This window comes from Staphylococcus sp. HMSC056G08 (assembly GCF_001812305.1).
GTDB lineage: Bacteria > Bacillota > Bacilli > Staphylococcales > Staphylococcaceae > Staphylococcus > Staphylococcus simulans.
This window is the reverse complement of record NZ_KV808440.1, coordinates 34,232-57,437: the sequence shown is the minus strand read 5'-3', so window position 1 is coordinate 57,437 and position 23,206 is coordinate 34,232. Positions and strand designations below refer to the sequence as shown.

General features: G+C 36.7%; 25 protein-coding genes, 1 riboswitch and 1 other annotated feature. Of the genes, 3 read left to right on the top strand and 22 right to left on the bottom strand.

The genetic code is table 11. The annotated features are described in order from the left end of the window. Positions 1-16: 16 nt before the first annotated feature. Positions 17-1,165 (bottom strand): bifunctional cystathionine gamma-lyase/homocysteine desulfhydrase, encoded by a 1,149-nt coding sequence (locus HMPREF2846_RS01945; RefSeq protein WP_070625443.1) that lies wholly within the window; start codon positions 1,163-1,165, stop codon positions 17-19. A gap of 15 nt (positions 1,166-1,180) precedes the next feature. Then, entirely contained in the window at positions 1,181-2,086 is a 906-nt protein-coding gene (locus tag HMPREF2846_RS01940) for a PLP-dependent cysteine synthase family protein (protein ID WP_070625441.1), read from the bottom strand. Positions 2,087-2,581: 495 nt separating this feature from the next. Here HMPREF2846_RS01940 and HMPREF2846_RS01930 point away from each other — a divergent pair, with 495 nt between their 5' ends. After that, on the top strand, positions 2,582-3,184 hold the full coding sequence (locus HMPREF2846_RS01930) for a CPBP family intramembrane glutamic endopeptidase (RefSeq protein WP_070625439.1): 603 nt from the start codon (positions 2,582-2,584) through the stop codon (positions 3,182-3,184). Between the two features lie 109 nt (positions 3,185-3,293). On the opposite strand, the gene HMPREF2846_RS01925 is transcribed toward HMPREF2846_RS01930, so the two are convergent. The 4 genes from HMPREF2846_RS01925 to HMPREF2846_RS01910 form a co-directional block, all read right to left on the bottom strand. Further along, positions 3,294-4,625, bottom strand: a complete 1,332-nt coding sequence (locus HMPREF2846_RS01925) for a sodium-dependent transporter (protein ID WP_002480373.1) — start codon at positions 4,623-4,625, stop codon at positions 3,294-3,296. Between the two features lie 303 nt (positions 4,626-4,928). After that, entirely contained in the window at positions 4,929-5,492 is a 564-nt protein-coding gene (locus tag HMPREF2846_RS01920) for a TetR/AcrR family transcriptional regulator (RefSeq protein WP_070625437.1), read from the bottom strand. Positions 5,493-5,773: 281 nt separating this feature from the next. Beyond that, on the bottom strand, positions 5,774-6,499 hold the full coding sequence (locus tag HMPREF2846_RS01915) for an alpha/beta hydrolase (RefSeq protein WP_083309956.1): 726 nt from the start codon (positions 6,497-6,499) through the stop codon (positions 5,774-5,776). Positions 6,500-6,657: 158 nt separating this feature from the next. Then, positions 6,658-7,158 carry an isoprenylcysteine carboxyl methyltransferase family protein gene (locus HMPREF2846_RS01910; protein ID WP_061054946.1) on the bottom strand — a complete coding sequence of 167 codons (501 nt, stop codon included), beginning with the start codon at positions 7,156-7,158 and terminating at the stop codon, positions 6,658-6,660. 413 nt (positions 7,159-7,571) lie between these two features. Between HMPREF2846_RS01910 and HMPREF2846_RS01905 the strand changes: the two genes are divergently transcribed. After that, a complete protein-coding gene (locus HMPREF2846_RS01905) occupies positions 7,572-8,189 on the top strand; it encodes a LysE/ArgO family amino acid transporter (RefSeq protein ID WP_070625435.1) in 618 nt (205 codons plus the stop codon). 190 nt (positions 8,190-8,379) lie between these two features. Here the strand turns inward: HMPREF2846_RS01905 and HMPREF2846_RS01900 are convergent, their stop codons facing one another. The 10 genes from HMPREF2846_RS01900 to HMPREF2846_RS01855 form a co-directional block, all read right to left on the bottom strand. Continuing rightward, positions 8,380-8,979, bottom strand: coding sequence for an alpha/beta hydrolase (locus tag HMPREF2846_RS01900; protein WP_070625462.1), 600 nt, complete (start codon positions 8,977-8,979; stop codon positions 8,380-8,382). Positions 8,980-9,018: 39 nt separating this feature from the next. Next, a complete protein-coding gene (locus tag HMPREF2846_RS01895) occupies positions 9,019-10,008 on the bottom strand; it encodes a ring-cleaving dioxygenase (protein ID WP_070625433.1) in 990 nt (329 codons plus the stop codon). A gap of 183 nt (positions 10,009-10,191) precedes the next feature. Then, entirely contained in the window at positions 10,192-10,740 is a 549-nt protein-coding gene (locus HMPREF2846_RS01890) for a hypothetical protein (RefSeq protein WP_002480366.1), read from the bottom strand. A 166-nt stretch (positions 10,741-10,906) separates the two neighbouring features. Further along, entirely contained in the window at positions 10,907-11,710 is an 804-nt protein-coding gene (locus HMPREF2846_RS01885) for a DUF4097 family beta strand repeat-containing protein (RefSeq protein WP_070625431.1), read from the bottom strand. Continuing rightward, positions 11,707-12,267 (bottom strand): HAAS signaling domain-containing protein, encoded by a 561-nt coding sequence (locus HMPREF2846_RS01880; protein ID WP_023014914.1) that lies wholly within the window; start codon positions 12,265-12,267, stop codon positions 11,707-11,709. The genes HMPREF2846_RS01885 and HMPREF2846_RS01880 overlap by 4 nt, the downstream gene beginning before the upstream one ends. Beyond that, the gene (locus HMPREF2846_RS01875; RefSeq protein ID WP_002480363.1) at positions 12,260-12,583 is read right to left on the bottom strand and encodes a PadR family transcriptional regulator; all 324 of its coding nucleotides are present in this window, start codon (positions 12,581-12,583) and stop codon (positions 12,260-12,262) included. The genes HMPREF2846_RS01880 and HMPREF2846_RS01875 overlap by 8 nt, the downstream gene beginning before the upstream one ends. Before the next feature lie 216 nt (positions 12,584-12,799). Next, positions 12,800-13,924 (bottom strand): 5-methyltetrahydropteroyltriglutamate--homocysteine S-methyltransferase, encoded by a 1,125-nt coding sequence (locus tag HMPREF2846_RS01870; protein WP_002480362.1) that lies wholly within the window; start codon positions 13,922-13,924, stop codon positions 12,800-12,802. Positions 13,925-13,997: 73 nt separating this feature from the next. After that, positions 13,998-14,232, bottom strand: a binding site (T-box leader). Between the two features lie 70 nt (positions 14,233-14,302). After that, positions 14,303-14,773 (bottom strand): 2-thiouracil desulfurase family protein, encoded by a 471-nt coding sequence (locus HMPREF2846_RS01865; RefSeq protein WP_061054948.1) that lies wholly within the window; start codon positions 14,771-14,773, stop codon positions 14,303-14,305. 16 nt (positions 14,774-14,789) lie between these two features. Then, on the bottom strand, positions 14,790-14,972 hold the full coding sequence (locus tag HMPREF2846_RS01860) for a hypothetical protein (RefSeq protein WP_002480360.1): 183 nt from the start codon (positions 14,970-14,972) through the stop codon (positions 14,790-14,792). A 75-nt stretch (positions 14,973-15,047) separates the two neighbouring features. Then, positions 15,048-15,147, bottom strand: a riboswitch (SAM riboswitch). Between the two features lie 122 nt (positions 15,148-15,269). Then, a complete protein-coding gene (locus HMPREF2846_RS01855) occupies positions 15,270-15,902 on the bottom strand; it encodes a DUF5067 domain-containing protein (protein ID WP_002480359.1) in 633 nt (210 codons plus the stop codon). A gap of 390 nt (positions 15,903-16,292) precedes the next feature. Between HMPREF2846_RS01855 and HMPREF2846_RS01850 the strand changes: the two genes are divergently transcribed. Next, positions 16,293-16,763, top strand: coding sequence for a thioesterase family protein (locus HMPREF2846_RS01850; RefSeq protein WP_023014909.1), 471 nt, complete (start codon positions 16,293-16,295; stop codon positions 16,761-16,763). Positions 16,764-16,815: 52 nt separating this feature from the next. Here the strand turns inward: HMPREF2846_RS01850 and HMPREF2846_RS01845 are convergent, their stop codons facing one another. The 6 genes from HMPREF2846_RS01845 to HMPREF2846_RS01820 all read right to left on the bottom strand — a co-directional run bounded on the left by HMPREF2846_RS01845 (position 16,816) and on the right by HMPREF2846_RS01820 (position 23,199). Next, on the bottom strand, positions 16,816-17,598 hold the full coding sequence (locus HMPREF2846_RS01845; protein WP_070625429.1) for a (S)-acetoin forming diacetyl reductase: 783 nt from the start codon (positions 17,596-17,598) through the stop codon (positions 16,816-16,818). A 140-nt stretch (positions 17,599-17,738) separates the two neighbouring features. Beyond that, positions 17,739-18,338 carry an adenylyl-sulfate kinase gene (gene cysC / locus HMPREF2846_RS01840; RefSeq protein ID WP_002480356.1) on the bottom strand — a complete coding sequence of 200 codons (600 nt, stop codon included), beginning with the start codon at positions 18,336-18,338 and terminating at the stop codon, positions 17,739-17,741. A gap of 2 nt (positions 18,339-18,340) precedes the next feature. Next, complete coding sequence (sat, locus tag HMPREF2846_RS01835; RefSeq protein ID WP_070625428.1) at positions 18,341-19,540, bottom strand: sulfate adenylyltransferase; 1,200 nt, start codon at positions 19,538-19,540, stop codon at positions 18,341-18,343. A 15-nt stretch (positions 19,541-19,555) separates the two neighbouring features. Then, positions 19,556-20,470, bottom strand: a complete 915-nt coding sequence (locus HMPREF2846_RS01830) for a sulfite exporter TauE/SafE family protein (protein ID WP_070625427.1) — start codon at positions 20,468-20,470, stop codon at positions 19,556-19,558. A 158-nt stretch (positions 20,471-20,628) separates the two neighbouring features. Beyond that, positions 20,629-21,390 carry a uroporphyrinogen-III C-methyltransferase gene (cobA, locus tag HMPREF2846_RS01825; RefSeq protein WP_070625425.1) on the bottom strand — a complete coding sequence of 254 codons (762 nt, stop codon included), beginning with the start codon at positions 21,388-21,390 and terminating at the stop codon, positions 20,629-20,631. 102 nt (positions 21,391-21,492) lie between these two features. Then, a complete protein-coding gene (locus HMPREF2846_RS01820; RefSeq protein ID WP_002480352.1) occupies positions 21,493-23,199 on the bottom strand; it encodes an NADPH-dependent assimilatory sulfite reductase hemoprotein subunit in 1,707 nt (568 codons plus the stop codon). Positions 23,200-23,206: the final 7 nt, after the last annotated feature.

Genomic DNA, 23,206 nt, shown 5'->3' with positions numbered 1-23,206 from the left:
ACATCTTTATATGAAATTATTTTTGTAATTGGTCTAAAGCTTGTTTTAAATCAGCGACTAAGTCTTCTGTATCTTCAATACCAACAGATAAACGGATTAAACCGTCTTCAATACCTTCTTTTTCACGTACTTCTTTTGGAATAGAAGCGTGTGTCATTAGAGCGGGTACTGAAATTAAACTTTCCACTGCACCTAAGCTTTCAGCTAATGTGAAGTATTCTGTTTCACGAATCACTGCCTTTGCGGCATCAATATCAGAAACTACAAATGACACAACACCTGTATGACCTGATGCTTGGTTTTCATGTACATCGTGATTTGGATGACTTTCTAAGCTTGGATGATATACTTTTTGAACATTAGGGTGTTCCGCAAGCATTTTCGCAACTGCCACTGCACTACGGCTGACTTGTTCCATACGTAAACCTAATGTTTTAATACCACGAATTAATAAATAACTGTCTTGTGGTCCAAGCACACCGCCTGTTGAGTTTTGAATGAAGCCAAGACGTTCAGCTAAATCTTCATCGCTTGTTGCGAGTAAACCACCGATAACATCACTGTGGCCACCGATATATTTAGAAGCAGAATGTAAGACAATGTCTACACCTAGTTTTAATGGATTTTGGAAATAAGGAGACATGAATGTATTATCCACTACAGAAATCAAATCATGCTTTTTCGCAATTTCTGCTGAAGCTTTAATATCCGTCACACGTAATAATGGGTTAGATGGTGTTTCAACCATTAACATTTTTGTTTCTGGTTTAATCGCTGCTTCAATTTTTTCAACTTCTGTTGTATCTACAAAGTCCGCATCAATACCGAAGCGATTGAACACTTTTGTCAACACTCGGAATGTACCGCCGTAGACATCAGAATTCACAACGATGTGATCACCTTTATCTAATAACATGATAACTGCAGACATCGCGGCTACACCTGAGCCGAATGCGAAACCAAAATGTCCATATTCTATATCTGCAATCGCACTTTCTAGGGCAGCACGTGTTGGATTACCGCTACGTGAATATTCATAACCCTCACGCAAATCCCCGATATCATCTTGTAAATAAGTGCTTGTTTGATAAATCGGTGTCGTTACCGCACCTGTATAATCATCTGTTGTATGGCCGCCATGTACCATTTGTGTTTTCTTATTCATAAATCTTTAACTCCTTTACGCCTTATTTTTTCCCGAATAATTAAAAATCGATTTAGACATATAACGATCACTGCCGTCTGGGAAGACTGTGACAATCGTTCCTTTGTCTATACGTGCTTTAATTTCTAATGCACCTTGTAATGCGGCACCTGAGGAACTGCCGACTAACAGTCCTTCTTGTAGCGCAAGTTGTTTTACATTATGAAAGGCATCTTCATCTGTAATAGTTAAAATGTCTGTTACTAAACCTTTATCTAAGAAGCCTGGCCATTTTTCAGAACCGATACCTTCTGTGTCATGCAGGCGTTTTTTACCACCGTTTAACACTGACCCGACAGGTTCAACAATGACATTTTTAACACCGTGTTGTGCTAATACTTCGGCAGTTCCTGTAAATGTTCCGCCTGAACCGACACCTGCCACAAAGTAATCTACTTCCGGCAATTCTTTTAAGATTTCTTGTGCCATCGTATCTCGATACGCACCTGGATTATCTTCTGACTCAAACTGATTCGTATAATACGCACCATGTTCAGCCGCATAATCACGTGCCGCTTGTTGCGCACCTAACATACCGCCATTTTGCGGTGTACGAATCACTTTTGCGCCTAATGCTTCCATAATTGAAATCTTTTCTGCCGCAAAACCGATCGGCGCATAAATCACACATTGTAAACCATAGTGGTTTGCCGCAATTGCTAAGCCAATACCCGTATTGCCTGCTGAGGCTTCCACTATTGTGTCACCGCGCTTAATTTGTCCACGTTCCATTGCTTGTTCAATTAAGTATTTGCCTAAGCGGTCTTTTACACTGCCGCCAGGGTTGAATTGTTCTAGTTTTGCATAAATTGATACTTTATCATCACTGAACGACTCTAATTTAACCAAAGGTGTATTGCCGATTAAATCAAATCCAATCATAGATGTCCTCCCCGTGAAATGCATGATGACAGGCCCGACTCCTGTTTCCCATCATTCATTCCCATTATTCCTATCGTACTGGTATGAATTATAGCGCAATGCAGTTGTAAATGCAATTTTCTCTTAAAGTGTAACTTAAAAATATTGATGTAACTTCATTGTGTCTATTCACAAATAATCAAAATAAAATTAAAAGTTAGGAGAGGATGCAACGTGCTTCACACGCACAATACTTTTAAAAACTTCATACAAACTATTTTTCTAGCAATTAAATGGATTATCATATCAATACTACTCATGAGTGCTTTTATGTATAGCTTATTATTTGCAACTGATCACTTTGAAAATCCGATAACACTATGTGTACTTTATATTATTATTCCGATACTCGTTTTATTCGTTTATCAGTATTATTTGAAAATATGTCATATACCTTCTTTATTCAACCCCAAATACGTTCAATCAACAAAATTAGGTTGATCTATCAAATTTTCCTTGATTACTGTTTCCTATTTTTCCACAAGTATTCTAAGTAGACTTGTTTACACAGGCGAGTCAGAGAATCAAAAGATTTTAAAAGAGAAAGCTGTTGATTTTCCTTCTTCATTTCTTGGTACTAGTTTTAATGCACCTATCATAGAAGAAGTAATATTTAGAGGTATGCTTTTTATCATTATTTTAACCACCACTTCTTTTCTGTTTAACGAAACTAACCGCAAATCCATGTTTTTGAGAATGGCAATTTATGTAACACTTTCTACAATCATTTTCGGCTTTCTTCATGTGGTAGTCTCAGGCGATTACCAGCATGTTTTCCCTTATTTAGTTCCAGGATTCATTTACAGTATCGTTTTTGCATTAACTAGAGATATCAAAATCACTATCTTACTGCACACACTTAATAATTCTAGCGTTCACCTCTATGAATATGGCTATGAACAGATTAATGTTGTTATTAATATCTTGTTAGTTTTAACTGCACTTATAGGGTTACTTGTCTATCTTAAATCTGATGACTTTAAACAGTTGCGTCATAAGTGGGAGCATCACCAATATATAAAGCTAAAGCGTAAATTCAATAAGGTGGAGACTCCATAAAACTTACTGGATACATTCTCAAATTAAGTTAGATATTGAGGTTAAATAGTAAAAAATTCCCGTTGCATGCATGATGCAACGGGAATTTTCTTTTGTGATTCATTTTATTTTAATTAAAGAATTGGATGACGAAAACTAAGAGTATTACCACAGGCAAGACATATTTAACTAAGTAATACCAAGGCATAAAGATTTTCAAACGATCATTACCAAATACTGATTTCAGATCTTCTTTTTTCAATAATTGACCGACAAATAAAGTCGTCGCAAGTGCGCCTAAAGGCATTAAAATATTAGAAACTAAAAAGTCCATATTGTCGAAAATCGTACCCGCTAAAAAGTGTACATGACTTAATGTACTAAATGATAAAGTTGCTGGGATACTGATAATAAAGACTAATATACTGCCGATTAACGCTACTTTACCACGTTTACGGTTGTCATTCTTAGTAAAGTTAGACACATTCAATTCCAGTAATGAAATGGATGATGTTAACGCTGCGAATAAGAATAAAATCAAGAAGATGAAATAAAATCCTGGACCAAAGCTCATTTTCTCAAATACATGCGGCAGTACTTTAAAGAGTAAGCCAGGACCTTCTTCTGGTTTATAACCGAACGCATTGATTGCAGGGAAGATCGCTAAACCTGCAAGTAAAGCCACAATAATATTCATAATTACAATGGATAACGCAGAAGTTTTAATCGTCATTTCTTTAGGGGCATAACTTGCGTACGTAATCATCCCTGTCGTTCCTAATGAGAGGGCGAAGAATGATTGGCCAAGCGCAAAGAGAATACCTTCCATAGATAGCTCTTCCATACGTGGTTCTAATAAGAAACGTACACCTTCAGAAGCACCTTCTAATGAGAGTGAACGTACCACAATTAATATTAAAAAGATGAACAGCAAAGGCATCATAACTTTAGATGCTTTCTCAAGCCCATGCTCAACACCTAACATAACAATTACCATCGTCACTAAGATAAAAGAACCTTGTCCTAACATGGTATAAAGCGGACTTGAGATGACTTGTTCAAATTGAATACTGCCAAGTGTCCCGTCTCTTAGTCCTATTATCTGCATCGCAACTTGTGCGATATAAATCATAATCCAACCACCAACAACGCTATAGAAACCAAATAAGACAAAAACAGCGAGGTTACCGCTCCAGCCAATAACATTTGTCCATTTCTTATTTGATAATTTACCGAAAATAGCGGTTGTATAAGTTCTTCCAAGCTTACCGATTGTAAATTCCATAATGAGTAACGGCAAGCCTATAAAAATTGTAAATATTAAAAACATAAGTAGAAACGCACCGCCGCCATAGATACCAGCCATATATGGGAATTTCCACATGGCCCCTAATCCGATGGCCGAACCTGCGCTTGCTAAAATAAAACCGGTTGAGGTTTTCCACTGTGATTGTTTCGACACGCTGCTCATCCTTTTCTGTTATTTTCAGGCTAAAAACTAATTTACTTTAAAGCGTTAAAGCGTTCATGTAAGTAAGTATACTATAACACAAATATAGCAATCCCTCAACTAGCAATTAAACAGAATATCTTGTTATAACCTTGTCATCATAGGCTTTCTCATATATTTTAGATTTTTTCTACCCCGTATCTCTTAAAGCTGCTTAACATTGCTTATGCATTCATTTTCAACTCAAAATGGCATAAAAAAAGATTACCCTTTTGGATAATCTCATCTTGCTTTAAAGTTACGATCAATATGCACTTATTCTAATTCCAGCAAAGCGTTTAATGTTGCTTCAACATCTTTTTCCATAGCATATCTGCGATAACTTAATTCATCAAAGTAATTAACGAAAGTTGTTCTAATAAAGCCGCTTTCCATAATACCTAACATTAAATCTTTAAGCTCTCTGATAGGCATTGAAATGTCATTCACCTCGTAATAAAGCTCTAAAATACGATTCAATTTACTATGCAGTGCAGCAATACCTTGATACAGTTGTTCTTTAAACTCATCTGGTGCTTGGTTAAATTGTATATACATACGTAAATAACTGATGTTAGGTTTAAAAACCATATCTATGATAAATTGACGTAAGTTTTCTAAAGTACGTTGCGATATATTTTCTTGTAAGTCTAAGATTCTATTAAAATATTGGATAATTCTATTTGAACATGCTTCATAAATATTAGCTTTACTTGGGAAATAATAGTATAAGCTCGCTTTTTTTATAGATACACTGTTGGCTATTTCTTCTAAAGTACAACCATAGTATCCTTTTTTCGCAAATAGCTCAATCGCGTTGTTGACTATTTCGTTTTTCATAACGAAATCCCTCCAATTCATCTTTCTCTTTCTCTTCTTCTTGGGTGGAAATATCTATTTTTCAGGGTAATTAGTTTTTGTTTGTTGATTTACAATCGAATACTCTATATTTAACTATCACAGTCAACACACGGTTCGAGTGTTCGTAGAAAATTTAATAGTAAAAGTACTCTTATGGCCATCTTATCATATACGAACACTCTGAAAAAAACATTATCTTGTATGATTTTACGCTATTTTCGTTGTTAAGTAAAACGGTTTCACAAAAATTCATTTTAATCTTACATAAAATTAATGATTTTTTCTATGATTTTTTGTTTCTCTGTGCTTCTTGTCATTAAATGACCTGAATCCTCAAAACATCCAGTTTCAATATCCGATGCATGAACCAACTTTTTAGCGATGCTATCTACACTTTCCTTATACGAAACATCATCTTTTCCACCGTATAATAACAGTGTCGGTGCTTTGATTCTGCCAAGCTCATTCATGGTTTGATTCACAAACGCTTCAAAATGGGCGGCACCCTCTTGATAAGCAGGCACATATGCCATTTCTTCTGCTTGTTCCTCTTCAGTACAACCAATATAGTATTGTAGTCGTGTACCATAATGGTTCAATCTGCTTAACACACCTTCTGCAGATTTATGATAAGGCACTGACATCCCAATCACACGATCTACGTCAAATTGTTCAGCTATTTTTAATGCAAAAATACCACCTAACGACACGCCAAGAACAGTGATTTTACGGTATCCCTTTGCATGTAGAAAACCATAAGCCGCTTCTGCATCTTCCCACCAATCTCTAATATCATATTGTACGAACTCAGAAACAGGCAGACCATGCCCCCTATAACAAGGCGCATAACAGGTATAACCCTCTTTATGTAATGCTTCTGCTACTTCTTTGACATCTTGTACAGTCCCAGTAAAAGAATGCAACAACAACACCGCTTCATCTCCCCCTTCCAAAAAGAGATGGTTCGGTGCTTTCACCTTCAACATACTTACTCACCTCCAACACATTCGTATTAATTCTATTATAGGTTCTCTTTCCTCCTTATTTCCACCTTCAATTAAACGCCATTAAATATTGTAAAACTCTTAACAAAAAAGACTAAGAACGTTTAAAATTTGTTCTTAGTCTTACACCGTTATGTTATTTATTTAAGATGTGCCATCGCGCTTTCTTCTTGTTGAATGCGTACATATAGTGAAACTGCATACGGAATAAGCAGTACACTTACTGGATAAGCTTGTGTTAATAAAATCACACCGATTAATTCAGGAATAATATTTAAGAAGTAATTGGGATGTTTAACGAATTTAAAGAGTCCTGATTTTACAATATGATGTTCTTTAAGTATGTAGACCTTCAACGTCCAAATTGGACCTAGTGTACGAATGACCCAAAACAACATCACATAACTGACGATCAGTAATAAGAGGCCAATTTGTGATACTACATTAAATGCGGGTTGAGCGATTGTCGCATAAACAAAGCTGGTCACATAGATTAAAATATGTAATAACGCAAGATATTTTGAGTTCTTTGCGCCATATTGCACTGCACCTTGCGCAATCAATTCACGCTCATGACGAATAGAGATGGATAAAGAGTATAAGCGAATAATAAAGAATAAACCTAGAATCATTAAAACCATAAAAAGCGTAACCTACCTTTTCTCAAAGAATTAAAAAATCCGAATTTTGAACGATAGCCAAAATCCGGATATCCAACGAATAAGGATAATTGGTTTCATATAGCGGTCAACTAATGAAAATCCATAGAAAATAATTACTTAATTTCCTATTTTCAGTGTAGCGTTTTGTATCTGCATACACCATAAACCAAAGTTTAATAATTTCTTAATTCGAGTTAACAAAATAGATTACAAACGAATGAGACACTGAATTATATACCTATCTTATTCATCTTTTTGTTATGCGTTGTTCACCATTTAGTTTTTGTATATACTACAAATTAACTAACATACATACAATCCCTCTTTATGTACACGCTTAGCCCAATCACAAAATCAAAGAGACATTGTATAGAGAAAGTGGGTAGTCATTTATGTTACAAGCGATACTTCATGGTGTTTTGTTAGCGTTAGGTCTGATTTTGCCTTTAGGCGCACAAAATGTCTTTGTGTTTAACCAAGGTGCGAATCAGAAAAAATTGACGCATGCTTTACCTGTCATCCTCACTGCAGGATTTTGTGACACATTTTTAATTGTAGTCGCAATACTCGGTGTGTCTTTGATTTTAATGTCTATGCCGACGTTACAATTAGTGATCTATATCGTTGGTTTTGTATTCTTAATCTATATGGCTTGGTCACTTTGGAAAGAAAAGCCTTCTAATATTGATGAAATTGAACCGATGAGTCCTAAGAAACAAATTCTATTTGCGCTCTCTGTTTCCTTACTTAACCCACACGCTATTATGGATACAGTCGGTGTCATTGGGACAAGTGCCTCAATCTATGAAGGGGATGACAAATTGGCCTTTTCTATCGCCACCATCTCCATTTCTTGGATTTGGTTTATCTTCTTGGCAGTTTTAGGACGTATAGTCGGCACTGTCGATAAGTCTGGCAAATTCATTTTAATTCTTAACAAAGTATCCAGCGTTATCGTTTTTTTGGTCGCGTTGATTATATTAAAGAATATTCTCGCTTTAATACTCTGAATTTAAAAAGATCTATCCGTATTAATTTAGCTTCTGTGTCTGCAGAAGCTTTTTATTATACTTTCACATATTAAAAAGCACTCAGCACTTTTTGAATTTTAGTCAAAAAGCATGAGTGCTTGATTACGGGGTTTGATTGAATTGGTCTGGAGGTCCTTCAATCACGTGTCTATTAAGCTATTATTTAAGTTTATTGTTCGTTCACAACTTTCACTGCTTCATTAAGTGACTCTTCAGTAATGCCGTGTGATTGTGTCCAATGTGTTGTAACATTCGCACCTGAACGTTGGAATAAATCAATTAAACGTTCACTTTCAGATACAGGTACGATAGGGTCATGCGTACCCATTGAAAAATAGATGTCTGTGCCACTTAAATCTTTCACATGGTCAATATGTGTTGGATAAAGTCCTGCGAATAATAATGCTTTCGCAAATTTAGTTTCCTCACGTAATAGTAAGTTAATCGCAATGTTCGTACCGTTTGAGAAACCAACTAAGATTGCATTTTCTAAATCAAAGTCATATTCTTTTGCGGCTGCTTGTAAGAACTCATATAATTCTGTGCCGCGTTCTTCTAAGTCTTTCCAATCATATTGACCTTCACCATGACGTTTGAAGAAACGTGTCATACCATTTTCATCCACATTTCCTTTCACACCTAACATGTTATAGTTTGGGTTCAAACGTAATGCGAGCGGGAATAAATCAGATTCGTCTCCACCTGTTCCGTGTAATAAGATGAATGTAGGTTGATCTGAACTTTGACCTTTTCTAAAAATGTGCTTCATTGTATCTAAAGCCATGATACCTGCCTCCTTAGTGATAAATTATTGATTTGTACGGCCTGGTTGGTTGTGGCGCGTTGTTTCAATATGACGTACTTGTGCTTCGATTTGTTCTCTTTTTGGTTCCAAGAATGGTGGTAATGATAAGATTTCACCTACTGTTTCGTATGGTTCATCTCCCATGAAACCTGGACCATCTGTCGCAATTTCAATTAAGATACCTGGATAGAATTTAGAATAAAGTGATTTGAAGAAGTAACGTTCTACAAATCCAGAGTTGCCGATTTGATATTTATTCAAACGGTCAATCCAGACATCTAATTCATCTTTATCAGCCACACGGAACGCAGTGTGATGGATTGTACCATAACCTTGCATACCTGGGTTGCCGCCAAGTTTACGTACGATAACTTGTCCGCCGTTACCGCCTTTTCCTGTTTCGAATAAATGATAGTCGCCTTCAGATTCAACTTCTTTATAGCCGTATACTTCTTCGAAAATTTGTTTGAATGGATCGAAACGGCTCACGTTTAATTCGATAGGTCCTAAACCGACAATCGCATATTCTTCTGGTACTGGCGCATTTTTCCAAGCAACACCTGGTTCTACACTGTCTGCTGAATCTGATTCATCAGAAATTAATGTGTAAAGTTGGCCATCAAAATCTTCAAAACGTAAGATTTTTTTACCGAATAGTTCTGTTGGCGCTTCATGGTTCACGTCAAACTCACTTAAACGGTCATTCCAAAATTCAATCGCCGCATCTGATGGTACACGTAATGTAATACGTGCAATTTCATCTGTTCCATGTGTACCTTTAGGAATTCCAGGGAAATCGAAGAATGTGACATCTGTTCCTGCATTCCCTTCATCATCCGCAAAGAATAAATGATACGTTTGGATATCATCTTGGTTTACTGTTTTTTTCACTAATCTTAGACCTAATACGTCTGTAAAGAAATCATATATTTTAATCGCATCACTTGTAATCGCAGTGACATGGTGCATACCTTTTAAGTTGTTGTTGTTCATTTATTTCATCTCCTTATCTTTGAATAACTTCCCTTTTCTACTCTTTTCTATCTTATAATGAGGACGTTGTTCTTCTGATATACTTATTATACTTCATATAATAATACTACTTTAGGAATAATGCAAGTATTTATGCTCATACATAAAAAAAGACCCCAAACTTGATATTTTGGAGCCCATTCACTATTGGTTAATCGCAGATTTTTGAACAAACTGCAATTCATAGATTGGATTTTCATCTAATTGATTGAAACTATCGATTTTACCGAATAACTCTATATGCTGTGTTTTACGGCTTAAGTTGTGTTTGAAGTTTATATCTACTTTTAAAGCTGCTTCATAGCCATTCTGTTGAATCGTTTCTTCTAATTCATGAAAGACACCTTCATTAATAGGCACAAGATAATACTCTTTACTTGGTAAAATACTGACATATTTCCTTTGAAGTACTTCTTCTTTACCCATGTGTGTGATTGTGACTATCACTTCTTTTGCGGCACCGCCGCCTAAGTTATATAGCTTTAAAAAGCGATTACTATCTTGGTTTGCTGCGCTGATATTAAATAACTTCAATCGATCATTTTTACTTGTCTGCAGTAAAATTTGATTAAAACCAATGGCTGGCGTAAATGAAATACGCAGTTGATAGAGTTGAATCGATACAGACACTAAATAGAACAAAGCCATAATAAATGTCCCGATAGATCCAATGGCTGATAACAGATTAATCATATATTTCTCCTTTCTTTCATTTTCGCAAAAGACATTCTAACGTATACACAAACGAGAAAAAAGTAATTAAACTTATATACGAAAATAAATTTAAAAATATTAATTTTATCAATATAAAGAAGCACCTAGACAGAACTTCTCTGCTTAGGTGCTCATAGTGATAACTTTAATTAATTTCTACTGTACCTGTATCTGATTCTAATTCAATTGTGTGCGAAGCATTGCCATAACGTTTTGCTTTTAAAGCAGGTTGATGAATATCCATATCTACATCTTCTTTATGAATAACCTTAGTATTTTTAGGTGGTTCTGCATAATCTACCTCAATATCACCTGTGTCTGATTGCACTTGGAGATTCACATCGCCTTTGATACCTTTGACTTCAGTATCGCCAGTATCATTTCCAATCCTCATATTTTTGAAAAGTGTTTGCGTGATTTCAATATCACCTGTATCACTTGTTAAATCTACTTTATTAAGATCAGCTGCTTTTAACACTAACTCTCCTGTATCCAATTGCGCTTCTAAATGATTCGCTTTTAAACCTTCAATTGTCATGTCTCCTGTATCATTATAAATTGTCACATCTGACAATTGACGTTCAGGTACTGTAATTGTGATGGTGCTGTTTGTGATATTTCCAAATGTAAAATTAATCGTAGGGTTTGGAAGTTTTGATTCAACCGCTAATGTATCACCTTTGATAGTACTGTTAATTTTTGTTTTTCCTTTAATACCACCTTCCCCCTTAACATGGAAGTGGTCACCTTTTTTAATGATGACGTTTGATGTATCCGTATTGATTTTCAAGTTTTTTATTTTCGCATCTTCATGCTTATAGTCTTTTGTGTAATGAATTGGATTATCAGCTTTTTTAAGTTGCTTTTTTCCTTCTACATAGCCCGCAATTCCGAAACCGACTGTAATCACTAAGCCTATACTAAAGATAATCAACAATGCTTTTTTCATGATTGCGCACTTCCTTTCACAACTTTAATATTCCAACGTAAATATTTCATAAAGAGAACGAAGCTCCATTTATAAGCAAGGTACGTTACTGTAAATAACATCAATCCGATTCCAAAGCATGTAAATGAAACATAGATATCTAGAGGAATAATTTCTCCAAATCCATCTATCATGCCTTTGACCAGTAAGAATATAGGTGCAGCTAGAAAAGTAAGCGTCGCCACACCTAAAGATAAAAGCACACCGAACCATGTCGCAATTACAATGGTAATAACGAAGAAGTTTAAAATACTTAATCCCATAACCGCTAACACAGCATTCGTGACATTGCCGGCATTGCGAGAAGATTCTGCTTTATCTACCGCCGCATTCGCACTCATTTCACGCCCGATGTCTTTCGGATTACCTAATTCCCGGGAAATTTCTTCTTCAGTTTTTCCTGCTTCTTTACCACTGATGAAGTGTGTTTCATACTCGTTTAAAATATCTTGGCGTTCTTCCGGTGAAACGCGCGTTAAATAACGATTTAATAACTGTAAATATTCTTGTTTACTCATCTCTCTCACTCTCCTCAATAAATAAATCTACAGCTTCTGTAAAGGCCTTCCATTCTTCAAGTAGTGCTTCTAAACGTTCATGACCCTCTTCGGTAATTCGGTAATACTTGCGTGCTGGTCCTTCTGTCGACGGTTTAAAATAAGTTGTTAAATAACCTTCCTTAACTAAACGGCGCATTAAAGGATAGACGGTACCTTCTGCGATTGTGATACGCGGTGTTATCTTTTGTACAAGTGAATAGCCATACTGATCTTCACCTTGAATAATAAGCAAGACTAAAAATTCAAGTGCGCCTTTCTTAAATTGTATATTCATAGCAAACCTCCAACACATTATTCAGTACTGTTTAATATTTAATAGTAGTTCACTTATAATATACCCCTTACTATTAAATAATACAAGGTAGTGATTAAAAATCTTTGTCAGCTTGGTGACTTTTGTGAAGTTAACTTAAAGAAATGAATAAAAAAAGATGAATTCCACCTTCTCTAGTGAAATTCATCTTCTATCATTCATTAATGTATTGATGATTTAACCTTTTACTTTTTCAGGCCATACTTCTTCCGCAATACTTTTGACTAAACGAATTTTAGCCCATTGTTGTGCTTCAGTTAAGTTATTACCTTCTTCTGTTGATGCGAAGCCGCATTGTGTACTTAAAGCTAAACGGTCTAACGGGATATATTGTGACGCTTCTTTAATACGTTTTATGACTTCATCTATATCTTCTAATTCACCATCTTTAGAAGTAATGAGACCTAATACGACTTGTTTATCATCTGATACGTATTGAAGCGGTTCAAATCCACCTGAACGATCACTATCGTATTCTAAAAGATAAGCATCTACATTTTCTTGGTCGAACAACGGTGTTGCGACACTGTCATATGCGCCTGATGCGAACCATGTGGAACGGTAATTACCACGACAAATATGAGTTTGAACACGCAAGTCTTTAGGTAAACGTTCAATTGCGCGGTTATTCACGTCTTTGAATAATTGTTTTAAGCGTTCTTTTTCTTGTTGGTCACCGTTTTTACCGTTAATTTCAGTTTGGTCTCCGACTAAACGCCCCCATGTTGTATCGTCAAATTGAATCGTTTTGAGACCCGCTTCATATAAATCTTCAATCACTGTTTGATATGCATCCGCAATGGCATCAATTAATGCGTCATCTGTTTCGTAATATTTGCGTGTTGCTTCAATATTTTCTTTTCGTGTCAGCTCTGAGAAGAGTCTGGCAGGTGCTGGTACAGTTTGACGTGCCTCGATACCTTCTGGTGTATGAGCTAATAAGAATTTGAAGTCTGCCACAAACGGATGATTGTCTCCTGAAATCGGGCCTGATAAACGTGCTGTTTCAATACGAGATTGAACCGCATCGAACTCAAATCCGCCTTCATCTTTGACTGTTTCTACACCATTCAATCCCCAGAAGAAATCTAAATGCCACCAACTTCTACGAAATTCTCCATCTGTAATAGATTTCAAACCATTCTCTACTTGCTTCTCAATCAATGTTTTAATCTCACGGTCTTCTACTTCTCTTAAGGCAGCTTGATCGATTTCTCCTTTTTCGAACGCTGCACGTGCTTCTTTTAATGCCTCTGGTCTTAAGAAACTTCCTACAATATCATAACGTAATAATTCACTCATCTTAACTTCCCCCTATGTTTATGTTCTTATTTCAAATAATAAAAAAGCCCCCATAAAGCCTATACTAAAGCTTTACAGGGGCGTAGAATTCGATTCTGCGCGGTACCACCCAGTTTCAAGAAGTCCATACTTCTCCTCAACAGTACTATCATACTCGAGCAGTGGTAACGTTTGCTAACACGTGCCAACTTAACGATTCAGCTGACAGATTCAGAGTCCATTTTCGATATTGTCGAATTACTTTTTCACACCAACCAAAAGCTCTCTGTTAATTCTTCAATATGTACTTTACTCATCATAATCAATTAATATTATTTGAATTAATCCTAGTCTATAGTTAAAAGAATATTCTGTCAATAAGAAAATTCACACTAAAAATTAAATCGACGTGAAATCTAATTTTTCTCTCCAGTTTAATTCATTCATAATTGTAATTCCGTGCCGTATTAATAACGCTGCACAGACACCCTCGCCGGATTTCAAGTCTCCACTGAATGTCCCATCATAAATCTCACAGGTTCCACAAGAAGGACTTTTCGACTTTAGAATCATTGCCGTACATTGATGTGCTTGCAGTAATTCCAATGTCTTTAATGCACCTTCTTTAAATGCCTCCGTAACATCTTCACCTGTCGTCGCAATGACTTTAGCACGACCTGACCACACATCAAAGCCATCCCCGCCAACAATTTCAGCTGCTGGTCTCGGTGTAGTCAAACCGCCTAATACTTCAGGACATAGCGCTATCGCTTTATCCTCTTGAACAAGTTGGCGTAATGTATCATTCAATTTATGACTGCCGTCGTAACGTACATTCTCTCCAATTAAACACGCACTGATTGCGATCATGAACTTCTCTTCTTTCTTACTTTTCTTCTAGCCAATCTTTAATCACTTCCAATGGAACCATTTGTCTGATTGTTGCCTCAATATCATGAATTTGGGCTTTTCTTCCCATACTGCTAGCCATATTCATTGGTTCATAATTCTCCCATTGTTCCAGCTCTTGCATTTTCTCTCTGATTTGTTGTTTAGCGAATGTTGTCATTTTATTTACCACCTTTTTCTCATTTTGGATAAATAAAATAGCCCTCCTTGCAAGAAGAAGCGCTTCACGTACGTCTTCTTATCTTTCAAGTTACCTTGTTGGATTTAGCACGTCACCTTGCGGTTGTTGCTGGAGCTTCACAGGGCCAAGTCCCTCCACTCACTCTTAATAAGAACTATTTTATTTATTACTATCATACCGTATTAACTTATTTTTTCAACTTATTTGATAAACTTTATTGATTTAAATCAACATAACAAAACACTGAAATATCGTTTATTCCAGTGTTTTGATTTCTTATAAGTCAGTCATATCCTCACTTTTAATATCGTCTTCAGATGACTTCTTATCAGATGATTTATTATCAGATGATTTCTTGTCTTTAATATTAATTTTGATTGAACCGATGTTTGGATCCTCGTAGTTCTCTTGATCTTTCGCTTTTAATAACACAGGTGACTCTAAATCATTTAACTTGTACGTTTCAATAGATGAAATTGTACTTCCTTTTTTAATATTATCTTCACCTTTATCTCTTTCACTATCATAAGTTTCTCCTCTTACATGACCGTAATCTAAGCGCTTTTCTGAATCTTTACTATCTTGATACGCTTCAAACACTTTCAAATAAGACCTAGTTGGTTTAACTTCATTGTCATCTTTACTGTTATTCGTCACTTCATATTTTACAACTAAAACATCATCATCTTGATATTCTGTTGTCCCCTTAGGCACAATTTCTGTACCCACAATTTTCACCTTTACCCCTTTGATTTCAACTGCGTTATCTTTAATTTTAGCTTTTTCTTTTGTTTTTGCTTGTTTCGCATCTAAACTAGATGTTTCCTCTTTCTCCGACTCCTCTTTTTTGTCACCACAAGCCGCTAAAATTAATACTGATGCACTTAATAAACATAATAGCCTCTTCATGATATCCCCCCATTTGTTTAATGTGTTGCATTATTACAAATCATTATACACAAATTTCATAAAATAGTTAACTTTATACAGAAGAATATTTTAGTTCTATTCTTTATACATTCTTTAACATTTACTATACTTTTTCGATGATAAATTTCATTGATAATACACTTCAGCAAAATAGTTGGTATTGTATCTCTTACTTAAATTGATAATTTGAATTCATTTTTAGAATGTGCGAATAAAATAATTCTAATCCTGTTTCAATTTCAGGAACGTTTCTCCTGCTTTAGTCACTTCATACGAATGTCATCATAGTCTAAAGATAGTACGTCCAAGCTATCGATTTCATTTATATGATACACTGCAGTTATATGCATTAAAGGGGGAAAATTAAATATGGGGTACATTTATACTTATGAGGATAAGGTGCATCCTTCTTGGATTGATCATAATCAACATTTACATGATGCACAGTATTTTTCAATTTTCAGTGATGCGGTCGTCGGTTTCTTTGCGAAAATGGGGTTCTCGATTGATTACCGACAAAAACATGACACAACAATTTTTAATTTAGAAGCACATATCACTTACTTAAAAGAAATGTTGCTAGATGAAACGTTTACGGTAGAAGTTTATGTTTATGACTATGACCACAAACGTGTACATTTCTTTTTAAAGATGTTTAATCAAGATCAAGTCCCGACTGCAACGTATGAGGTTATCATGATGGCTATTGATAACCAACAACGTCGCAGCAGTGCTTTTCCAGATTTTGTTTTTGATAACATCAAAACATATTATGAGGAACAAGGGGAATTTGAAACACCGAAACAACTCGGTCATGCGATTGGTATTCCTAGAAAATAAAAAGAAGGCAAGTGTCCTGTTTAGGTGCACTTGCCTTTCTTTATGTCTTGTATTAATTGAAGACCATACCGCCATCAATAATTAAAGCTTGGCCAGTCATATAATCACTATCTGGTCCTGCAAGATAAGATACACATGCTGCAACATCTGAAGGTTCTGATAAACGTTTTAATGCGATATTTTTAGAGAATTGTTCCATACCCCATTCATATGGTTTACCTGCTTCATCAGCTGTTTTTTGTGCGATATCTTCCATCATCGGTGTTTTAACGATACCTGGGCAATACGCATTCACAGTAATACCTTTATCAGCTAAGTCACGCGCTGCAGTTTGTGTAATTCCGCGGATTGCGAATTTAGTTGCGCCATATAATGCAAGCCCTGGCTTTCCGACTTGTCCTGCTTGAGAAGAAGCGTTAATAATTTTACCACCGTGACCAAATGATTCAAAAGCTTCAACCGCTGCTTGAATGCCCCAGAAAATTGCGCCGACGTTTACATCGAAAACTTTGCGATATTGATCATAAGTAATTGTATCAAGTGGTGTTTGTGGTCCTAATCCAGCGTTATTAACAATCACATTAAAATCTCCGAAGTGATCTTTCACTGTATTGACTGCTTGGAAGACTTGATCACGATCTGATACATCTACTTTAACCGCAAGCGCTTCATAACCTTCATCACGTAAGCTTTGTGCAACCGCTTCTGCAGTTGTTTCATTAAAATCTGCCACACCTACTTTAAACCCGTCTTTTGCGAGTCTGCGACAAATTGCTTCTCCGATACCTTGTCCGCCGCCTGTCACCATTGCTACTTTGCCTTTTACTTCTGCCATGTTGTTCGACTCTCCTTGTTGTTTCATATATTATTGTACACTTCTATTTTAATTCAATTTCAGAATAATCGCAAAACTTAACCGTGATATTATCCACCAAAAAAGCACACACAATTTAAGGTTTGTGTGTGCTCGGGATATTAAATAATTTGTTTGTCTTCTAAATAGTTTAGAATCTGTTGAACCGCTTCTTCCACAGAAGTTGTCTCTGTATCCACGACAATTTCCGCATGTTCTGGCGCTTCATATGGCGCATCAATACCAGTAAAGTTCTTAATTTCTCCTGCACGTGCTTTTTTATACAACTGTTTCGGGTCACGCTGCTCACACGTTTCAACACTGGCTTTCGCATATACCTCGATAAATTCGCCATCTTCTAAAATTTCACGGACACGATCACGATCTTCACGATAAGGTGAGATGAACGCCGTTAATGTAATCAGTCCTGCATCTGCTAATAATTTACTGACTTCACCGATACGACGGATATTTTCTTTACGGTCTTCTGGACTGAAACCAAGATTATTATTTAAACCATGACGAATATTATCCCCATCTAAACGATACGCATGAATACGACGTTCGAATAATGCTTTTTCTAAAGCAACACTGATGGTAGACTTACCTGAACCGGATAAACCAGTGAACCATAGGACTACACTCTTATGGCCATTTTGAGCTTGACGTTCTGTTTTCGTTACTTCTGAATCATGCCATGTAATATTTTGAGATTTTGTCATCGTTACGCCTCCTCATTTTGTTCTCTATGTCTGCGTAAACCGCGAATTAACACTTCAGCGACTTCAGGACGTGAGAATTCTTTCGGTAAAGATTCTCCATTACGTAATTTTTCACGGACTTTTGTCCCGCTTAAAAGCACATGATGTTCTGCACCATGCGGGCACGTTTTCGCTGTCGCCATATTACCGCACTTCGTGCAATAGAAAGCATGTTCAAATTTTAAAATATGAATGCCCAACTCTTCTTGATATTTCGTAATCAACTCTTGCGCTTCATATGTACCATAATAGTCACCTACACCTGCATGGTCACGTCCTACAATGAAATGTGTACAACCATAGTTTTGGCGCACAATCGCATGTAAAATCGCTTCACGTGGTCCTGCATAACGCATCGCAGCTGGATAAATCGCTAAGCGTGCACGATCTTCTGGATAATAGTGTTTTAAAATCACTTGGTAACTTTCCATACGAACATCCGCTGGGATATCATCAGACTTTGTTTCGCCTACTAATGGATTCAATAAGAGACCATCAACTGTTTCTAACGCACTTTTTTGGATATACTCATGTGCACGATGTACTGGGTTACGTGTTTGGAAACCTACGACTGTTTTCCAGCCCAAATCATGAAACATTTGACGTACTTCAATCGGATCTAATTCAAATTCTTCAAACTCACTATGGTCTGGACGATTTACTAATTGAATCGGACCTGCTAGATACACATTACCTTTGTCATATACTTTTTTGACGCCTGGATGAGCTTCTTCTGTCGTTCCATAAACATTTTGTGCTTCTTTTTCTTTATCATACGTATATTTTTCTTCTAAAGTTAAGACACCGTATAACTGTTGATCTTCTCCATAAAGCGCAATCTGTTCTCCAATTTCATATTGGTCCGCTTCTGCTTCATTAACTGGTAAAGTAATTGGAATACTCCATAACGTTCCATCTGCAAGATGTAAGTTTTCAACGACGTTTTGATAGTCCGCTTCTCCCATAAATCCTGTTAATGGACTGAACCCGCCAATTGCGATTAATTCTAAGTCGGATAAACTCCATGCGTTTAACGTTAATGTTTTAAAAGCTTCTGCTGCTTCAATTAATGCTTCACGTTCTGCTCCTTCAAGTTGACGATTAATTAACTTCCCACCATGCGGTGTGTTCGTATGTTCTAAAATTTGTGTTGTTGTAGCCATTTAACTCATCTCCTCTTATTGTTTTACTCTTCCTACTTTATTTGCTTCTTTTTTGTGAAAAAAGTTCGATAATTTACCTTCTTTGCGCAAAATGACAAACAATAATGCAAACCAACCGATAACCACTGCGATTCTTACGAAAGCAATCGCTTCACCTGGTGCACCAAATGCGTTCAACAAAGTATTGCTGTTGGTAAAGATAATCAAACCACCCACAAAAATGCCTAAGACATTTACTGGGATGATCTTAACGAGCCATGCCGCAAATGGTGCAGCCGCAACGCCGCCGACACTTAATGCCAGAACCAAACCCCAATTAATTAAATGAAGGGGTAAGAAAATCAAGAAACTGATAGACGCTGCAATCGTTACGAAAAACTCACTGATAGATACACTGCCGATAACATGACGAACATTGATATCACGACGTGCAAGTAATGCAGAAGTATTGACTGGTCCCCAGCCGCCTCCACCGATAGCTGTTAAAAATCCAGCAGTCGCACCAAGCGGAAACATAAATTTATTACTCAACTCTGACCCTCTTGTCAGCTTTTTAGTTTGTCCGCGTTTAAACGCAAATTGAACTAAAATATAAATACCGATGGTAATCAGGAACAAAGCAACGACAGGCTTAACTAAACCTGCATGCAGATGGCTGACTGCTGCTGCACCAATGAAAGCTGCCATCGATCCCGGCACCGCTAATTTCAGTATTAAACGCTTATCTGTGTTAGAGAATGACATGTGCGAAACACCTGATGCTGCTGTTGTCGCAATTTCAGAAAAATGGATTGTCGCTGATACAATGGCTGGTGCTAAACCAAGCGATAACAAAATCGATGATGATGTTACGCCGAAGCCCATGCCGAGGGAACCATCAACCAATTGTGCAAAAAACCCTACGAAGGCAATAATTAATAGTTTTTTCATTGTCTTTGCTCCTTTCTTTCAATAATCAAGTTTTGATTGTTAGAATTTTCATATTATTTATGTTGTGTAGTACATAGACGATACTATTCTTATCAGTTTAGAAGGAATTAAAGTTAAAAAAATGAACTTAATATGCCTTCCTTGCCGGTATGACACATTTATTGATGCGCTGCTGCTTGGGCTGAAACAGATTCAAACCAGCTGATTTTCTCACGTAATTGTACGACTTCACCGATTACAATCATCGATGGATTTTTAAAATCTTTTGCGACATCAACAAAGGTTTCTAAAGTACCGACTGCAGTTTGTTGAACTCCGCTTGTTCCTTGATAAACCAATGCGGCAGGTGTATCTTTCGGTCTGCCATGTTGCACTAACAAGCGACAGATTTCAGGCAACCTGCTGACACCCATGTAAATACACAGTGTTTCAGGACCTAATGCTAAATGTTTCCAATAATCTTCTTTTAACGTTTTTTCTTTATTAACACCTGTCACAAATGCGACAGAAGAACTATAGTCTCGATGTGTAACTGGGATACCTGCATAAGCAGGTGCGGCGATACCTGAGGTAATACCAGGTACAATTTCAAAAGCGATGTGATGTTCTGCCAGAACTTCCGCTTCTTCTCCACCTCTACCGAACAAGAAAGGATCTCCGCCTTTTAATCTTGTTACAGTATGACCTTTACGTGCGAAACTCACCATTAATGCATTGATTTCTACTTGAGGAATTGATAAACCACTCGGGTCTTTCCCACAATAAATCAATCTTGTATTCGGCTTTGCATATTGCAATAAGGCCTTATTAACGAGGCGATCATATAGAATCACATTGGCTTGTTCTATAGCTTTGACACCTTTTACTGTGATTAAATCCGGATCTCCAGGACCTGCGCCTACGATATATACTTTTCCCATTCGATCACCTCTTTGTTTTATTTAAATAGATGTTGGGCATTACTGGAGAAAGGACGTATCCAAGTGCGTAGATACGTCACTTTCTGAGGTAATGCTTACTGCTTATCTGAAGTCACGACCATCTGTAACTTTTTCTACAATACCTTTACGTACTACAAAGTCACCGAAGTGTTCCCCTGTTTCACGCTCTTTACTGTATTGTTCTAAAATTGGACGTAAGCTTTCTAAAATTTCCGCTTCTCCGATATTTTCTTTATATAATTTATTCAAACGTTCACCGATAAAGCTACCGCCTAAATAGAAATTATATTTACCAGGTGCTTTACCAATAAAAGCAATTTCAGCTAATGCAGGACGTGCACAGCCGTTCGGGCAACCTGTCATACGAATCGTAATTTCTTCTTCTCGTAAACCAAATTCATCTAAAATGTCTTCAATTTTAGTCACTAAAGAAGGTAAATAACGTTCTGACTCTGCCATCGCAAGCCCGCAAGTCGGAAAGGCCACACAAGCCATAGAGTTACGACGTAAACCACTGTAATTTTTGCCGTCTGTTAAACCATACTCTTCGATAATCGCATCAATAGCGGCTTTATCTTCTTTCTCAACATTCGCAAAAATCAGGTTTTGGTTCGGTGTCATGCGAATTTCACCTTTATGTGTTTGCGCTAATTTCTTAATCGCTGTTTTCAACTTAAAGTCTTCTGTATCTTTAATACGACCATTTTGAATGAATAATGTATAGTGATACTTACCTGAACCTTCAACCCAACCTAAACGGTCACCGTTACTGTCAAATTCAAATGGTTTCGCATCTTCGATTTCCCAGCCTAAACGACGATTTAATTCTTCACGAATCCAATCCACGCCTTTACGTTCCACTGTATATTTGAAACGCGCTTGTTGACGGTCTGCACGGTCACCGAAATCACGTTGAATCGTTAAGATTTTCTCACAAACTTCCGGTGCTGTTTCTTTAGGAATATAACCTAATACTTTACCGACTTGAGGATGTGTTCTTAAATCATCATGCTTACTGCCCATACCGCCGCCGACAGTTACTGTGAAGCCGGTTAATTCATCATTTTCAACGATACCGATTAAGCCGATATCTTGTGAATAGACATCAATATCGTTAGAAGGTGGTAACGCAATACCGATTTTAAATTTACGTGGCAAGTATGTTTTACCGTACATTGGTTCATGATCTTCTTGTTTAGAATCGATGATTTTTTCACCGTCTAACCAAATTTCATGGTACGCTGTTGTCTTCGGTAATAAGTGTCCGCTGATTTTATCCGCATAATCATTTATTTCACTATACACATCAGATTGGTAGGGATTAGGGTTGCACATGACATTACGATTGACGTCACCGCACGCTGCGATTGAATCAAGTACAGCTGCGTTAATCGCTTGCATTGATTTTTTTAAGTTGCGTTTTAAAATCCCATGATACTGTACAGTTTGACGTGTGGTTAAACGAATTTGTTCACCTGCATAATCATCTGCCAATTGATCTAGCTTCAACCATTGATCCGTGGAAACACGGCCTCCAGGGATACGTACACGAATCATAAATGCGTAGAGAGGTTCTAATTTTTGTTTGCGTCGTTCTTGACGTAAGTCACGGTCATCTTGCATATAGCTGCCGTGGAATTTTAATAACTTGGTATCATCATCAGCGATTGCACCAGTCACAGGGTCTTTTAAACCCTGTGCAATGGTACCGCGCAAATAATTGCTTTCGCCTTTATTACGTTCTAAATCATCTAAGCCTTTATATAAATCATTGTTATTCTCAGCCATAATTTGC

What these genes read in the sequence shown, in the direction of transcription:
- HMPREF2846_RS01860 (WP_002480360.1), bottom strand. Translation starts at nt 14,972, where the DNA reads ATGACAACATTCGCTAAACAACAAATCAGAGAGAAAATGCAAGAGCTG.
- HMPREF2846_RS01830 (WP_070625427.1), bottom strand. Translation starts at nt 20,470, where the DNA reads ATGAAAAAACTATTAATTATTGCCTTCGTAGGGTTTTTTGCACAATTG.
- HMPREF2846_RS01905 (WP_070625435.1), top strand. Translation starts at nt 7,572, where the DNA reads ATGTTACAAGCGATACTTCATGGTGTTTTGTTAGCGTTAGGTCTGATT.
- HMPREF2846_RS01865 (WP_061054948.1), bottom strand. Translation starts at nt 14,773, where the DNA reads ATGATCGCAATCAGTGCGTGTTTAATTGGAGAGAATGTACGTTACGAC.
- HMPREF2846_RS01915 (WP_083309956.1), bottom strand. Translation starts at nt 6,499, where the DNA reads ATGTTGAAGGTGAAAGCACCGAACCATCTCTTTTTGGAAGGGGGAGAT.
- HMPREF2846_RS01890 (WP_002480366.1), bottom strand. Translation starts at nt 10,740, where the DNA reads ATGATTAATCTGTTATCAGCCATTGGATCTATCGGGACATTTATTATG.
- HMPREF2846_RS01940 (WP_070625441.1), bottom strand. Translation starts at nt 2,086, where the DNA reads ATGATTGGATTTGATTTAATCGGCAATACACCTTTGGTTAAATTAGAG.
- HMPREF2846_RS01900 (WP_070625462.1), bottom strand. Translation starts at nt 8,979, where the DNA reads ATGAAGCACATTTTTAGAAAAGGTCAAAGTTCAGATCAACCTACATTC.
- HMPREF2846_RS01845 (WP_070625429.1), bottom strand. Translation starts at nt 17,598, where the DNA reads ATGGCAGAAGTAAAAGGCAAAGTAGCAATGGTGACAGGCGGCGGACAA.
- HMPREF2846_RS01820 (WP_002480352.1), bottom strand. Translation starts at nt 23,199, where the DNA reads ATGGCTGAGAATAACAATGATTTATATAAAGGCTTAGATGATTTAGAA.
- HMPREF2846_RS01855 (WP_002480359.1), bottom strand. Translation starts at nt 15,902, where the DNA reads ATGAAGAGGCTATTATGTTTATTAAGTGCATCAGTATTAATTTTAGCG.
- HMPREF2846_RS01920 (WP_070625437.1), bottom strand. Translation starts at nt 5,492, where the DNA reads ATGAAAAACGAAATAGTCAACAACGCGATTGAGCTATTTGCGAAAAAA.
- sat (WP_070625428.1), bottom strand. Translation starts at nt 19,540, where the DNA reads ATGGCTACAACAACACAAATTTTAGAACATACGAACACACCGCATGGT.
- cobA (WP_070625425.1), bottom strand. Translation starts at nt 21,390, where the DNA reads ATGGGAAAAGTATATATCGTAGGCGCAGGTCCTGGAGATCCGGATTTA.
- HMPREF2846_RS01895 (WP_070625433.1), bottom strand. Translation starts at nt 10,008, where the DNA reads ATGAACAACAACAACTTAAAAGGTATGCACCATGTCACTGCGATTACA.
- HMPREF2846_RS01945 (WP_070625443.1), bottom strand. Translation starts at nt 1,165, where the DNA reads ATGAATAAGAAAACACAAATGGTACATGGCGGCCATACAACAGATGAT.
- HMPREF2846_RS01880 (WP_023014914.1), bottom strand. Translation starts at nt 12,267, where the DNA reads ATGAGTAAACAAGAATATTTACAGTTATTAAATCGTTATTTAACGCGC.
- HMPREF2846_RS01850 (WP_023014909.1), top strand. Translation starts at nt 16,293, where the DNA reads ATGGGGTACATTTATACTTATGAGGATAAGGTGCATCCTTCTTGGATT.
- HMPREF2846_RS01885 (WP_070625431.1), bottom strand. Translation starts at nt 11,710, where the DNA reads ATGAAAAAAGCATTGTTGATTATCTTTAGTATAGGCTTAGTGATTACA.
- cysC (WP_002480356.1), bottom strand. Translation starts at nt 18,338, where the DNA reads ATGACAAAATCTCAAAATATTACATGGCATGATTCAGAAGTAACGAAA.
- HMPREF2846_RS01910 (WP_061054946.1), bottom strand. Translation starts at nt 7,158, where the DNA reads ATGGTTTTAATGATTCTAGGTTTATTCTTTATTATTCGCTTATACTCT.
- HMPREF2846_RS01875 (WP_002480363.1), bottom strand. Translation starts at nt 12,583, where the DNA reads ATGAATATACAATTTAAGAAAGGCGCACTTGAATTTTTAGTCTTGCTT.
- HMPREF2846_RS01870 (WP_002480362.1), bottom strand. Translation starts at nt 13,924, where the DNA reads ATGAGTGAATTATTACGTTATGATATTGTAGGAAGTTTCTTAAGACCA.